The organism is Burkholderia perseverans, from assembly GCF_022870505.1.
Taxonomy (GTDB): Bacteria; Pseudomonadota; Gammaproteobacteria; order Burkholderiales; family Burkholderiaceae; genus Burkholderia; species Burkholderia plantarii.
In genome coordinates this window covers 1883720-1897117 of record NZ_CP045094.1, presented here as the reverse complement: position 1 = coordinate 1897117, position 13398 = coordinate 1883720, and the positions used below count along the sequence as shown (strand labels likewise).

Annotated in this window: 12 protein-coding genes; 4 read left to right on the top strand and 8 right to left on the bottom strand. The window is 68.7% G+C overall.

Annotation, left to right across the window (positions count from 1 at the left end; genetic code table 11):
• The 6 genes from BpN12_RS22975 to BpN12_RS22950 all read right to left on the bottom strand — a co-directional run bounded on the left by BpN12_RS22975 (position 1) and on the right by BpN12_RS22950 (position 5182).
• Positions 1-1248, bottom strand: a complete 1248-nt coding sequence (locus BpN12_RS22975; protein ID WP_246797724.1) for a fimbrial protein — start codon at positions 1246-1248, stop codon at positions 1-3.
• 75 nt (positions 1249-1323) lie between these two features.
• Positions 1324-2757 carry a type II and III secretion system protein family protein gene (locus BpN12_RS22970; protein ID WP_246797723.1) on the bottom strand — a complete coding sequence of 478 codons (1434 nt, stop codon included), beginning with the start codon at positions 2755-2757 and terminating at the stop codon, positions 1324-1326.
• A gap of 66 nt (positions 2758-2823) precedes the next feature.
• The gene (gene cpaB / locus BpN12_RS22965) at positions 2824-3750 is read right to left on the bottom strand and encodes a Flp pilus assembly protein CpaB (RefSeq protein ID WP_246797722.1); all 927 of its coding nucleotides are present in this window, start codon (positions 3748-3750) and stop codon (positions 2824-2826) included.
• Positions 3751-3936: 186 nt separating this feature from the next.
• The gene (locus tag BpN12_RS22960; protein WP_246797721.1) at positions 3937-4407 is read right to left on the bottom strand and encodes a TadE/TadG family type IV pilus assembly protein; all 471 of its coding nucleotides are present in this window, start codon (positions 4405-4407) and stop codon (positions 3937-3939) included.
• On the bottom strand, positions 4404-4904 hold the full coding sequence (locus tag BpN12_RS22955) for an A24 family peptidase (RefSeq protein ID WP_246797720.1): 501 nt from the start codon (positions 4902-4904) through the stop codon (positions 4404-4406). Before BpN12_RS22955 ends, BpN12_RS22960 begins: the two co-directional genes overlap by 4 nt.
• An 83-nt stretch (positions 4905-4987) precedes the next feature.
• Positions 4988-5182 (bottom strand): Flp family type IVb pilin, encoded by a 195-nt coding sequence (locus BpN12_RS22950; RefSeq protein ID WP_246797719.1) that lies wholly within the window; start codon positions 5180-5182, stop codon positions 4988-4990.
• 653 nt (positions 5183-5835) lie between these two features.
• On the opposite strand from BpN12_RS22950, the gene BpN12_RS22945 reads away from it, so the two are divergent.
• The 4 genes from BpN12_RS22945 to BpN12_RS22930 all read left to right on the top strand — a co-directional run bounded on the left by BpN12_RS22945 (position 5836) and on the right by BpN12_RS22930 (position 11492).
• Positions 5836-7641 carry a collagen-like triple helix repeat-containing protein gene (locus tag BpN12_RS22945; protein WP_246797718.1) on the top strand — a complete coding sequence of 602 codons (1806 nt, stop codon included), beginning with the start codon at positions 5836-5838 and terminating at the stop codon, positions 7639-7641.
• 43 nt (positions 7642-7684) lie between these two features.
• Positions 7685-9046, top strand: coding sequence for a collagen-like triple helix repeat-containing protein (locus tag BpN12_RS22940; protein ID WP_246797717.1), 1362 nt, complete (start codon positions 7685-7687; stop codon positions 9044-9046).
• 134 nt (positions 9047-9180) lie between these two features.
• Positions 9181-10863 (top strand): ShlB/FhaC/HecB family hemolysin secretion/activation protein, encoded by a 1683-nt coding sequence (locus tag BpN12_RS22935; RefSeq protein ID WP_246797716.1) that lies wholly within the window; start codon positions 9181-9183, stop codon positions 10861-10863.
• A 167-nt stretch (positions 10864-11030) separates the two neighbouring features.
• Complete coding sequence (locus BpN12_RS22930; protein ID WP_246797715.1) at positions 11031-11492, top strand: DUF2147 domain-containing protein; 462 nt, start codon at positions 11031-11033, stop codon at positions 11490-11492.
• A 132-nt stretch (positions 11493-11624) separates the two neighbouring features.
• Here BpN12_RS22930 and BpN12_RS22925 read toward each other — a convergent pair whose 3' ends face one another.
• The gene (locus BpN12_RS22925) at positions 11625-12056 is read right to left on the bottom strand and encodes a transposase (RefSeq protein WP_246797714.1); all 432 of its coding nucleotides are present in this window, start codon (positions 12054-12056) and stop codon (positions 11625-11627) included.
• Positions 12057-12259: 203 nt separating this feature from the next.
• Positions 12260-13357: a cell division protein ZapE gene (gene zapE / locus BpN12_RS22920; protein ID WP_246797713.1), complete on the bottom strand. Its 1098-nt coding sequence runs from the start codon at positions 13355-13357 to the stop codon at positions 12260-12262.
• Positions 13358-13398 lie beyond the last annotated feature (41 nt).

Here is a 13398-nt window from a genome sequence, read left to right as displayed (position 1 = left end):
TTACGATCGCTTCGTGGAGGAATGGATGAACCGCTTGAGCGCCGACAGGCCGCTGCCGGCCGCCTGTGGCGGCGGCACCGGATCGGGCGCGGCGGCCGCCGTGAGCCGCTCGACCAGCGCCTCGAGCGCCTTCACGTAGGGATCGCGCTCGGCCGCCTCGACGATCAGGCGGCCCTGGTTCGCCGCGTGGCCGATCGGCACGCGCCGCGCCGGCAGCGTCGCGGCGAGCGGCAGCTCGAGCCGCTCGGCGATCTGCGCGGGCAGCAGGCCGATCGCCGCGTCGTACTGGTTGACCACCAGCCGCACGCGCGCGAGGTTCACGCCCTTCTCGCGCAGGTCGTCGAGCAGCTCGACGGCCGACACCACCGAGGCCACGCCCTGGTCGCAGACCAGCCAGGTCTCGTCGCCGAGCGCGACGATCTGGGCGATGAACTCGCGGTTCGTGAAGCCGCCCAGATCGACGAGTTGCTGGTCGACGAACGCGCGCAGCCGGTTGAACAGCCCCGCGCAGGCCGCCGCCGACACCTCGCGCAGGTCGGCCAGGTTCGGCGGCAGCGTGGTCAGCGCCACGCCGCTCGTGTGATGGGCAAACGCGGTATTCACGAAGGTGCGATCGAAGCGGCGCAGGTTGCGCACCGCCTCCACGAAATGCAGCTCGCAGCGCGTGTTGAGGAACAGCGCGCTGTCGCCGGCCGGCAGGCCTAGATCGATCAGCGCGGTACGGCGGCTTTGCGCGGCCACCTTGCGCTGCAGCAGCACCGACAGGTTCGCGGCGAGCGTGCTCACGCCCATCCCGGCGCGCGCGCCGAGCAGCGCGAGCACCTTGCCGTGGCGGCTGGTCGGCTCGCCGAGGTTGTCGAGCAGGCCGCGCGTGATGCGCAGCGCCTCCTCGGCCGGCGCCGAGAAATCGACGAAGTCGCGCACCCCCGCGCGCAACGCCGAGAGCGCGCTCTCGGGCTCGGTGAGCGTGCCCAGCGCGATCACCGGCAGGCCCGGATAGGCGGTGCGCACCGCCGACACCGCCGCGCTCGCGCCGGCCTGCTCGCCCGCGAAGTCGATGAACACCAGGGTTGGATTGAGCCCGCCGATACGCTGCACCAGCACCGCCGGATCGAGCGGCGAAGCCTCGACCGCGCCGGTCGCGAGGAGCGTCTGCGCGAGCCAGCGCACGCGTTCGGCACGCGGCGAGGCGCAGATGAAATGATCGGTGACGGCGGGCTCAGCCAATGATTGAGTTCTCGCGTTCATGTTGAACACTCCCCGTTGTACCGCGCGCGCGAGCCGGCCAGGGCCGCCCGTGCGCGCTCCGTTGCGCCGGCGCGCTCATTTCGAGAACCCCGGGGCCGCGTCCGGCACCAGCATGCCGCCGAGGAACGAACGCCAGACCGGTCCGTCGCGCTGCTCGGACAGCTCGCCCGGCGCCGACGGCAGCGTCGTGCCGGCCGCGATCGGCGACACCAGATGCGGCGTCACGATGATCACGAGTTCCTTGTCGTTCTGCTGGTAGCTCAGACTCTTGAAAAACGCGCCGATGATCGGCAGATCGCCGAGAAACGGCACCTTGCTCAGATTCGATGTGGTCTCGCGATCGACCAGCCCGCCGATCACGTAGCTCTCGCCGTCGCCGAGTTCGACCGTGGTGTCGGCGCGGCGCGTGGTCAGCGCCGGCACCGTCACGCCATTGATCGTGATGGCGTTGACGAAATCGAGCTGGCTCGCCTCGGGCGCGACCTTCAGCGCGATGCGGTTCGGCCCGAGCACGGTGGGCGCGACCGTCAGGCCGATGCCGTAGGGCTTCCATTCGATCGAGACGGTGCCGAGCGCCTGCGGCACCGGCACCGGGATCTCGCCGCCCGCCAGGAAGTTCGCGCTCTGCCCGGACAGCGCGACCAGCGTCGGCTGCGCGAGGATCCGCGCGAGATTGTTCTGTTCGAGGATCGACAGGTTGCTGGTGATGCCGCGCGAGGCCGAGCCCACCACCAGGTTGAACGCCGAGGCGATCGGCTGCGCGGCCGTCACCGCCAGCCCCGAGGTCGCGCTCGAATTGAGCGAACTCAGCGAACTCGGCGCGAACGAACCGAACGCGAAGCCGTTGCTGCTCTTGAAGAAGTTCAGGCCGGCCTGCTTGACCGCCGAGCGGCTGAATTCGACCACCCGCACGTCGACCTGCACCACGTTGCGGCCGCTGATGGTCGAGGCGTCGACCACCGACGGCGCGGCGCCGCTGCCCGCACCGCCGCCTCCGCCACTCGCGGCGCCGGCCTTGCCGCCCGTGCCCGTGCCCGCGCCCGCGCCGCCGCCGGCCTGCGCGGCCGCGCGCGCGGCCGCCGCCGCGTTGGCCACGTCCACCGCGCGCTGGTGCGCCTCCAGCGTGGTCGCCGAGCCGGCGATCACGGTGGTGTCGCCATAGGTGTCCACGCGCGGCGTGTCGGCGCCGAGCAGCGCCCTGGCCGCACCGCTCGTCACATGCACCGGATAGACATCCGGTTCGCTACGACCTCGTTCCCAGAGCATCACGTTCGTGGTCCCGGCACTCTTGCCGATCAACAGCACACCGCCGCCATTTCCCTTGACGACCAGCACGTCGGCCACCGCGGGATCGCCGATCGCGACGCGCTGCAGGCTGCGCCCGGTCGCGATCTGCCGCTGCGCGCCGACCGCCAGATCGACGCCGGCGTCCGGGCCGGCTGCGTTTGCCACGGACGACACCATCACTGCGCTCATTGCCATGGCCAGTGCAATCAGTTTCTTTTTCATTGTGTCGGAGATCCGCAGCCGGACCTCTCCGTATCGGTTGCAAGACTGCCTGCTGCCGTGCTCGTTTCAATAGGCGACCGACTCGGCGCGCCCACCCCGTATCACTTCGATGCTGCCGCCGTCCGGGCTGCGCGCCACCACGCGGGCCGGCGCCGTCCGGCGCGGCGCGGCGGCGGCCGGCGCATCCGCCACGCCGCGCGACAGCTCGGAAAGGGACAGCCCCAGTGCCGCGCGCGCCGACGGATCGGCGGCCGTGTCCACCCGCATCGCGACGGTCTGGGTCGCGACCTCTTCGTCGCGCGGGCTGCGCAGCGCGAGCGTCAGGTTGCCGCTCGCCTCGGCCAGCGTCAGCGCGTCGATCTGCGCGGTCGGCACCGCCAGCACGGCGGTACGCACGCCGCCCGCGGCGCCGCCCGACTGGTCGCGCGCGGTGGTCGCGTCGCCGAACGCCAGCACGCGGATCTTCGAGAGCAGCAGCTTGGCCTGCGTCTTCGGAATCTCCGGCCCGCTCGAATTGGTGCCGGGAATCCCGCCCGCGGCGTCGCGCTTCAGGTTGACGAACACGTCGACGAAGTTGCCGGGGCGCACCCGGTTGCCGACCGCGTTGTTCTCGTCGACCTTGACCGCGATCGCGCGCTCGCCTGGCTCGACCAGATCCGCCATGCCCGAGGACAGCGAACTCTCGACCACCGCGGCCTGCTCCGGGATGTCGGCGCTCGGCACCCGGCCGATGATCTGCACCGGATCGACGAACGCGCCGTCGGGCCGTGCCGCGACCTGCTGGACCTTCAGGCTGCTGGCCACGATCGGCACGCCCGCCTTCAGCGGCTGGACGGCCACCACCACCGGCACCTGCCGGGCCTGCGCGGCCGGCTGCCCCGGCACGACCGGCGCGGACGACGACCGGCTGCCCAGCACCCAGGCGTATACGCCGAGCAACAGTGCGATCACGATCAGCGCCACCGCGAGGATCTTCGTCAGATTGTTGGCCATGGTTGTTCTGCGAACCTGCGATTCATGAAATCGGGTGTCCCGCGCCTGCCTTGCCGGTATCCGGCCAGTCCGGTTCCGCCCGCCGCCGCCACTGCTGTCACTGCGCTTGCTGTCACCGCCTTTGCCGCCGCTTCCGCCATTCCGCGCGCCGCCTCGTCACGGCGCGCCGTACCGCAAACCGGCCTCCTAGATGATGTTGACGGGACTGATCTGCACCGTGGCCGTCCCGGTCAGCGAATCCGGCACCGGCAGCAGCATGCCGACGAGCGGCAGCGGCGCGATCAGCGGGCTGGTGCCGTAGGGATAGGTGAGCGTGACCTTGATGCAGTACATCGACGCGTCGTAGCTGCAGTTGCCGGCCGGCGTCGACGCGCAGCTCACGCCGGTCAGCCAGCCCGTCAGGTGGGTCGCGGCCGTGCAGGCGGCGGTGGCGCGCGCGGTCAGCGCCGCCTGCGGCGTCGAGCTGATCTGGTAGTTCAGCGCGGCACGCGCACCCTCGGTGGCCGCGAGCGTCAGGTTCTGCTGCGCGGCGAAGATCAGCCCGTAGGTAATGACCGCGTAGAGCACCATGAAGAACGCCGGCAAAATCAGGGCGAATTCGACCGACATCGAGCCGCGCTCACCGCGACGCAGCGGGGCGTGAAGTAACGGCTTCATCGCAGATTCCCCGTAACGATCAGATATATCAGCCACCCGGCCGCCGGTATGACGAGAAACGCCGCATAAGGCGAACCGCGGCGCGTGCCGAGCGCCAATGCCGGCGAACCTCGTTGCCACAATGCCCCGATTGGCGTGCGGGTCCAGTACATCAGGCCGAGCACGTGAATCAGCGCCGCCAGACTCGCGACAATCCAGCACCAGAACAAACCCCGGAATCCGCACCATAGCCCGAGCACAGTAAATACCTTCACATCGGCGGCACCCATCAGGCGCCATGCGAAAAACGGAAACAATCCGACGAAACCGATCGCGGCCCCGATTATTGCCTCGGCCAGTGTTATATCAAACGGGTTATATCGAACCATTGTCGATACAAATCCGCAGATCAGGCCGGCCACTACCAAGGAATTGGGAATACGCCGAAAACGAATATCGCCCACCGCAACCATCACTACCCAGGCCAGGAACACCCCGACGCTCAAAAGCAGAATCATTCAGATTCTCGCAGGGCAGGTATGACGAACGCGGGCGCCGAAGCGGCGACCCGCGCATCCGCATGCGGAAAAACGGGATCGGGTTAGCCGCCCGAGCCGCCGGTGGCGCCCAGCCCGGTGAGCTTGTTGGCGATATAGCTGAATGCGTTGGTAATGCCGCCCGACAGGACGCCGACGGCCGTGACGAGCGCCACTGCCATCAGGCCCGCGATGAGGCCGTATTCGACAGCGGTAACCCCGTCTTCTTCCTGGAGGAAGCGATTGATGAGTGTGTTCATGGTAATCCCTCGTGCCTTGAGTTTCGTGGGCCTGATGCGCCTGGCATATTTGGCCGTCCAACCGTCACCGGCTTCGACGTCCGGCTCCGGCCATTTCTTTATAGCTCGTTTTTTCAGGAGCTCTTAACCTATTTCGATGCCGTTTAACAATCTTGCAATCGTTTCGATAGGCACCTCCACTTTGTGTTTGTGATGCGGTAGGAACACGCACCGGCAAATCTTAAAGCCGAACAGCTTTTCTTTTCAACTTTTTTTATGTATTTCCTGAGCATCAGCTCGGCTTGCGGCCTCATTTTTACTATCTTTCGGTGGTACCCCCATAAGGGCTAACGATAGGTTAGATCCACCCGTCTAATCCATCAGTAAAACAATCGTTCGAGTGAACCGTTTTCATGCGCCCCACGTTACGCGACGTGCGTAACGGAAATCCTGTGCCGTTACGTTACGTCCCTCGAATATCGCCCCGCGCTCCGGCATTTCAATCCGCGTGAGAATCGTTTTCAACCATCGTTAAAACGAGACGGCGCAAGGCTTTGCGGCCGGCGCGAATGGTCGTACCGCGGTCGAGGCGTGCCCTCCGAATCGCATGGCATGAGTGTTGCAGAGTATTGCTCGCGGTAACACAGATCACACAACACCACTGCGAGGACGACATGGATACCCAACCGATTGCCCAAGGCATGCTCCGGACGACGCTGATCGCCGCCACCGTGGCAGCCATGCTTTCCCTCTCCGCCTGCGGCGGCTCCGGCTCGCTTAGCCAGGGCACCGGCGGTTCCAGCTCGGGCTCTTCCGGCACGTCCGGCACGAACACGCCGCAAGGCACGAGTTCGGGCACCAGCGGCAGCTCGGGAACCAGCGGCACGTCCGGTACCAGCGGTACCTCGGGAACCAGCGGCACGTCCGGCACCAGTGGTACCTCGGGAACCAGCGGCACGTCCGGCACCAGCGGTACCTCGGGAACCAGCGGCACGTCCGGTACCAGCGGCACGAGTTCGAGCAACGCGGTGGGCAGCGTGGTCGCCAGCACCAGCAACATCGTGTCGAGCGTCGGCACCACGGTGTCGGGCCTCGGCACCGTGATCGGCAGCCAGTCGGTGCCCGGCCTCGGCAGCGCGCCGACCCAGGCGCTCGGCAGCGTGGTGGGCAGCGTCGGCGGCGCGGTCAGCGCGCTCGGCAACGGCCTCGCGGGCGGCCTCGGCCAGCTCGGCGCCACCGCCGACCCGCTCGGCACCACGCTCGGCTCGACCGGCAACGTGGTGTCGCAGCTCGGCAACGCCGTGACCGGCACCGGCAACCTCGTGACGAGCCTCGGCAGCGGCCCGCTTTCACCGCTCGCCCCGGTCACCTCGACGGTCGGCGGCCTGGTCTCGACGCTCGGCACCGCGGTGGCCAACGGCGGCACGACGCTCGGCAACGTGCTGAGCACCGGCCCCGTGCAGCAGATCACGCAGACCGTCAGCTCGGCGATCACGCCGATCACCTCGGTGGTCGCGAACACCACGCAGACGGTCGGCAACGTCACCGGCCTCGGCGCGCCGGTCAACACGCTGCTCGGCACGATTGGCGGCGGCCTGAACCAGGCCGGCTCGCTGATCGCCTCGACGGGCGGCGGCAATCCGGTCACCGCGGGCCTCGGCTCGACGGTGTCGGCCACCGGCAACACGGTCGCCTCGCTCGGCGGCCTGCTCACGGGCGGCAGCGGCGGCAACCCGCTGGCCCCGGTCACCTCGCTGGTGGGCGGTCTGACCAACACGCTCGGCGGTCTCGGCGGCACCAGCGGCGGCAGCGGCCCGCTCGCGCCGATCACGGGCCTCGTCTCCAACGTCACCGGCGCGCTCGGCAGCCTGGGCGGCACCACCGCCGGCGGCGGCGCGGGCGGCCTGCTGGCACCGGTCACGGGCCTCGTCTCGTCGGTCACCGGCGCGCTCGGCGGCGCCACCGGCGGGGCCACCGGCGGCGGCGCGAGCGGTCTGCTGGCGCCGGTCACGGGTCTCGTCTCGTCGGTCACCGGCGCGCTCGGCGGCGCTACCGGCGGGGCCACCGGCGGCGGCGCGAGCGGTCTGCTGGCGCCGGTCACGGGCCTCGTCTCGTCGGTCACCGGCGCGCTCGGCGGCGCCACCGGCGGAGCCACTGGCGGCGCCGCGGGCGGCCTCCTGGCGCCGGTCACGGGCCTCGTCTCGTCGGTCACCGGCGCGCTCGGCGGCGTGGCGGGCGGCGGCGCGTCGGGCGGCAGCGCCGGCGGCCTGCTGGCGCCGGTCACCGGCCTGCTGGGCGGCGTGACGGGCGCGGTGGGCGGCGCGGTGGCGGGCGCCACCAGCGGCGCCACCTCCGGCGCGACCACGGTCGCGACCGGCCTGAGCGGTTCGAGCAACGGTGCGGCGGCGAGCGGTTCGGGCGGCCTGCTGGCACCCGTGACGTCGCTGGTCGGCGGGCTGCTCGGCGGCGGCAAGAAGTAACGGTGTTTCGTCAGTCAGACCAAATAGCGTCAGGAGACCCATCATGAAACCGATTCAATCGCTCTCGTCCCCGTCATCCTCGCCGGCGTTGCGTGCGTGGCGGCTCACGCTGACCGTGGCGGCGGCGGCCACCCTGTCCGCGCTGGCCGCCTGCGGCGGCAGCGATATGACGACGCAGGCCGGCACCAGCGGCGGCAGCAACGTGCCGCAAACGACCGGCAGCAGCGGCACCACCACCTCGTCGTCGAGCAGCGGCACCACCGGCGTGCTGACCACCGCCGGGCAGACCGCCACCGATCTCGGCAACACCGTCGGCTCGGTGACGATCCCCGGCGTCAGCAGCGGCGTCACGCAAGGCCTCGGCAGCACCGTGTCGAGCGTCGGCACGGTCGTCAACGCCGCCGCCAACGCGCTCAGCAGCGGCCTCGGCCAGACCGGCACCACATCCGATCCGGTCGGCACCACCGTCGCCGGGCTCGGCGGCGTGGTCAGCGCGGCCGGCACCACGGTCGCGGGCCTCGGCCAGACCGTCAATTCGCTCGGCACCGGCCAGCTCTCGGCGCTGGCGCCGATCACCACGCCGGTCGGCACGCTGCTGAACACCGCCGCCAACGGCGTGGAAGCCGGCGGCATGACGCTCGGCAACGTGCTGTCGTCGAGCCAGGTCCAGGCGGTCACGCAGCCGCTCAGCTCGGCCATCACGCCGATCGTCACGACGGTCGGCCAGACCACCCAGACGGTCGGCTCGGCCACCGGCCTTGGCGCACCGGTCTCGGGCCTGCTACAGCAGTTGGGCGGCGCGGTCGCCTCGGCCGGCACGCAGATCGGCAGCACCTCGTCGCAGCCGCTGGTCGGCGACGCGGGCACGCTCGTGACCTCGCTCGGCAACACCGTCACCAACGCGGGCGGCCTGGTCGATGCGTCCGGTCCGAACGGCGCGCAGCCGGTGGCCGGTCTGATCACGAGCCTGGTCGGCAGCTCGACCGTGACGGTCGCCAACGGTTCGTCGTCGGGCAGCGGCGCGAGCAACCCGCTCACCGGCCTGATCGGTTCGCTGACGGGCTCGCTCGGCGGCGCCACGGGCGGCGCAAGCGGCCCGCTCGCGCCGGTCACGGGGCTCGTCTCGACCGTCACGGGCGCGCTCGGTTCGGCCACCAGTGGCGCCACCGGCACAGGCGGGACGAATCCGCTCGCGCCCGCCACCGGTTTGCTCAATACTGTCACCGGCGCACTCGGCGGTGCCGCGGGCGGTACGACGTCCGGCTCGGGAGCGGGCTCGCTGCTCTCGCCCGTCACCTCGCTGGTCAGCTCGGTCACCTCGACGGCGAGCTCGGGCGGCAGCTCGACGGGCCTGCTCGCACCGGTCACCGGACTGCTGGGCACGCTGGGCAGCGTCGGGAAGTAATGGCGGTCAACGTCCGTGCCGGCGGGAGGCACGGACGGTCATCACAGGTTGCACGGGACGGACGGCATCGATCGCGATGCCGTCCGTTCGCAGTCGAAAATTAAAAGCAGCAGGCCTACGAGGACTCACCGACAATGCGAACCCAGAAACAGGTTTGGACGTTGCTGTGCGCGCTCGCCGCCACGGCCGCCGTTCCCGCCCAGGCACAGACCCGCCCCGCCGGCAATCCGCTCGAATCGCTGCCGCCGGTCAACCCGCCCCAGCGCTCGACCGTCACGGTCCAGGTCGAACCGCAGGCGCAGCAGGTGCAGCAACTGCTCGCGCGCCATCTCACCCCCGCCACGATCCGCATCGAAGGCGTCAAGTCGATTCCGTTCGAGGAAGTGTCGGCACGCTTCACGCCGCTCGTGGGCAAGGACGTGACGATAGGACAACTGATCGAAACCGCGAATGGCGTGACCAAGCTCTACCAGGACGAGGGCTATGCGCTGTCGTTCGCGTTCGTGCCGGCGCAGACCTTCGAGGACGGCGTGGTCAGGATCACGGTGGTCGAGGGCTTCGTGTCCGACGTGCAGATCACCGGCAACCCCGGCGCGATGGAATCGAAGCTGCGCGCGGTGGCCGCGCACATCACCGCCGACCGGCCGCTGCGGCGCGCCACGTTCGAGCGCTACGTGAATACCTTCGGCCTGCTGCCCGGCATCACCGTGAAGGCCAACGTGCCGCCGCCGCAGAACACCGACGGCGCGACCACGCTGTCGCTCGACGTCAAGCGCAAGCCGATCAACGTGAGCAGCGGCATCGCCACCAGCAACCCCGGCGTGCAGGGGCTGTTCACCGTGACCGAAAGCGGCCTGACTTCGCTCGGCGAGCAGCTGAGCCTGTCGGCGCTCGCGCCGAAAGGCCCGAACAACGTGACCTACGTGGCCGCGAGCGGCTCGGTGCCGATCGGCAGCAACGGCCTCACGGCGCGCGTCGACGCGAGCCATTATCGCGGCAACCCGAGCGACAACCCGGGCCTGCCCTCCTATGTGAAGCGCACCGTGGTCAACGACAAGCTCGGCGTCTCCGCGTCGTACCCGATCCTGCTGAACAACCAGCGCAGCCTGCTCGCGACGGTGTCCGGCTACGCCTCGCACAGCGAGGACCAGTACCAGAACCAGATCGGCGGCCAGTTCGTCGGCCTGCGCTCGCAGGTGCGCGTGCTGCAGGCGCAGATGGATTTCACCAACGTGCGGCCGACCTCGGTCACCAAGGTCAGCTTCAACGTCGCGAAGGCGTTCGACATCCTCGGCGCGTCGAAGTCGGCCGACACCAACATCCCCAACTCGACGCAGACCAACCCGGCCTCGATCACCTTCGTGCGCACCGGCGCGACGCTCGTGCAGACCAACCAGTGGCCGTTCAAGATCGGCACGACGCTGCAGCTGACCGGCCAGTTCAGCCCGGTCTCGCTGCCCACCACCGAACAGATCGCGTTCGGCGCGCAGCGCTTCGCGCTCGGCTACGAGCCCGGCGAAACCTCGGGCGATTCGGGCTGGGGCATGTCCGCCGAGATCAACCGCTCGTTCGCGCTCGGCTTCGCCTATCTTAAGTCGATCACGCCGTACATCGCCTACGACATGGCGCGCGTCTACCTGCATGCCGGCACGCCGCTGCCGAACCGGCTCTCGTCGGTCGGCCTCGGCGTGCGCGTGTCGGACGGCCAGCACTACAACATCGACGTCTCGGTCGCGAAGCCGGTCGGCGACGCGCCGATCGAAAGCGCCTCGCGCAGCCCGCGCGTCAATGCGTCGTTCTCCTATCAGTTGAACTGACCCCGGCAGGCCGCCGCGCGCCAGGCGGCCGCCTCGATTAGAGGCACCTCTATCAAACGCGACGACGGCTTTCACGTATTCTCGGTAGCGGCTCCCGGCGCCTCGCGAGGCCCGGGTATCCGCATCAGAATCCGCACAAAAAGACAATGCATTCAAGGAGGAAGACAATGATCCGCTTCAATTCCCACCTGCGCCGGCTCGCCGTCGGCGGTGCCTTGCTGATGTCCGCGCTGAGCGCCTTCGCCCAGGCCGACAGCCCGATCGGCACCTGGCAGACCATCGACGACCACACCGGCAAGCCGAAGGCGCTCGTGCAGATTTCCCAGGACGGCAACGGCGAACTGTCGGGCGTCGTCAAGCAGGGCCTCGGCGACAACGATACGCCCGAGCGCCGCTGCACCGCCTGCACCGACGAGCGGAAGGATCAGCTGATCAAGGGCATGACGATCATCAAGGCCATGAAGGCCGATGGCGATCACTGGGATGGCGGCAACATCCTCGACCCGGAAAACGGCAAGGTGTACCGCTGCAAGATGACGCTCGAGGACGGCGGCCAGAAGCTGATCGTGCGCGGCTATATCGGCGTGTCGCTGCTCGGCCGGTCGCAGACCTGGGTCCGCCAGCAATAAGCGTATTGCGCTGGAGGGCGGTGCCGCCTGCGCCTGCAGGCGGGCAAAGCGAGAGACAAGGCGCGAAGCGAGGCCCCGGACAGCCCTCAAGGCAAGCGGGCGCGGGCGGTGCGGCGCCGCCCGCGTCCGGCTTCATGCCGCGGAACGCGGCGGCAGGTGCGGCTCCGGCGTGAAGGCCGGATCGATACGCGACAGACGGATCCGGTTCGGCTGCACCGCATGGCGCAGCTCCGCCGCATGGGAATGCACATGCTTGCGCATGCGGATCGTCATGGTTTCGTAGAGATCGTCGCTGGCCGGGCCAAACAGCTCATTGAGCACGGCGCGCAGCGTGCCCGACTCGTACCAGATCATGAAGCGGCGATGGCAGGTTTGATACGCCGGATAGCGGCGCGGAATGGCCGACCATGACGCGCCGCTGAAAATGACCCACAACACGCCATTCAGCACGCTGCGGGCATCGGCCAGCGGCCGTCCGCGCAGCTCCTTGCGTGGCCGCAATTCCGGCAGCAGGCTGGCAACGCGCTGCCATTCGCCATCGGTGATGTCTCGATATGGTGTCATGTGACTCTCCATTTACAGGAACATGACACACGATATCGGGCGGCTTTCGCGCTGGATATTGAACGATTCCGAGAATGCTTGAGTAAAGCGGAGTCGCTCGGCAAAATCGAAATAGTACGATCCCGCAGGCGCGGGATGCGGGCGCGATTCGCCCCGCCCGCGCGCTCGCGCCGGGCAGCGCGGCCCGCAGCGCGGCGAATTAATCAGGTCAGCGAGGTATCGACAATGCGTCGCGGTGTCTCAAGGTATTCCTGAGACTGCATCTCGACGATGCGCGACACGGTCCGGCTGAACTCGTTGGCCATCGGCCCTTCCACGTACAGATCCTCGGCCGGCACCGCCGCCGACATCAGCAGCTTCACCTTGTGGTCGTACAGCACGTCGATCAGCCAGGTGAAGCGGCGCGCCTCGGAGGCCATCCGCGGCGACATCTGCGGCACCCCGGACAGCACGATCGCGTGGAAGCGCGAGGCCAGCTCGAGATAATCGTTCTGCGAGCGCGGGCCGCCGCACAGCGTGGCGAAATCGAACCAGACCACGCCGTCGGCCTTGCGCAGCGCCTTCAGCTCGCGCTTCTCGATGTGCAGGATCGGGCTCTCGTCGGGCACCGCCGCGAGCTTCGCGAACGCGCTGCGCAGCTCGCGGTCGGCCTCGGCGCCGAGCGGCGTGTGATACATCTTCACCTGCGTCAGCGTGCGCTGGCGGTAGTCGACGCCGGCGTCGACGTTCATCACGTCGAGCTTCTGCTTGATCAGCGCGATCGCGGGCAGCATGCGGTCGCGGTGCAGGCCGTCCGGATAGAGCAGGTCCGGATCGTAGTTCGAGGTCATCACGAACTGCACGCCGTTGGTGAACAGCCGGTCGAGCAGCCGGTAGAGGATCATCGCGTCGGCGATGTCCGACACGTGGAATTCGTCGAAGCAGATCAGCCGGTAGCGCCTGGCGATGCGGCGCGCGAGTTCGTCGAGCGGATCGGCCTGCCCTTTCAGCTCCTCGAGTTCGCGATGCACCTCGCGCATGAATTCGTGGAAATGCAGCCGCGTCTTGCGCTGCACCGGCACCACCGCGAAGAAGCTGTCCATCAGGAAGCTCTTGCCGCGGCCGACGCCGCCCCACATGTAGACGCCCTTCGGCAGTTCCGGCCGGATGACGAGCTTCTTGAACGCGTTCGAGCGCCGCGCCTTGTAGGCGACCCATTCGTCGAAGCACTGCTGCAGTCGCGTGATCGCGGTGCGCTGCGCGGTATCGGCCTGGTAGCCGCGCGAGCCCAGTTCGCGCTCGTAGTATTCGGTGACGTTCATCATCCAAACCGGAAAAAAACAAAGGCGAGCGGAAAATTCCC

What these genes read in the sequence shown, in the direction of transcription:
- BpN12_RS22975 (WP_246797724.1), bottom strand. Translation starts at nt 1,248, where the DNA reads ATGAACGCGAGAACTCAATCATTGGCTGAGCCCGCCGTCACCGATCAT.
- BpN12_RS22970 (WP_246797723.1), bottom strand. Translation starts at nt 2,757, where the DNA reads ATGAAAAAGAAACTGATTGCACTGGCCATGGCAATGAGCGCAGTGATG.
- cpaB (WP_246797722.1), bottom strand. Translation starts at nt 3,750, where the DNA reads ATGGCCAACAATCTGACGAAGATCCTCGCGGTGGCGCTGATCGTGATC.
- BpN12_RS22960 (WP_246797721.1), bottom strand. Translation starts at nt 4,407, where the DNA reads ATGAAGCCGTTACTTCACGCCCCGCTGCGTCGCGGTGAGCGCGGCTCG.
- BpN12_RS22955 (WP_246797720.1), bottom strand. Translation starts at nt 4,904, where the DNA reads ATGATTCTGCTTTTGAGCGTCGGGGTGTTCCTGGCCTGGGTAGTGATG.
- BpN12_RS22950 (WP_246797719.1), bottom strand. Translation starts at nt 5,182, where the DNA reads ATGAACACACTCATCAATCGCTTCCTCCAGGAAGAAGACGGGGTTACC.
- BpN12_RS22945 (WP_246797718.1), top strand. Translation starts at nt 5,836, where the DNA reads ATGGATACCCAACCGATTGCCCAAGGCATGCTCCGGACGACGCTGATC.
- BpN12_RS22940 (WP_246797717.1), top strand. Translation starts at nt 7,685, where the DNA reads ATGAAACCGATTCAATCGCTCTCGTCCCCGTCATCCTCGCCGGCGTTG.
- BpN12_RS22935 (WP_246797716.1), top strand. Translation starts at nt 9,181, where the DNA reads ATGCGAACCCAGAAACAGGTTTGGACGTTGCTGTGCGCGCTCGCCGCC.
- BpN12_RS22930 (WP_246797715.1), top strand. Translation starts at nt 11,031, where the DNA reads ATGATCCGCTTCAATTCCCACCTGCGCCGGCTCGCCGTCGGCGGTGCC.
- BpN12_RS22925 (WP_246797714.1), bottom strand. Translation starts at nt 12,056, where the DNA reads ATGACACCATATCGAGACATCACCGATGGCGAATGGCAGCGCGTTGCC.
- zapE (WP_246797713.1), bottom strand. Translation starts at nt 13,357, where the DNA reads ATGAACGTCACCGAATACTACGAGCGCGAACTGGGCTCGCGCGGCTAC.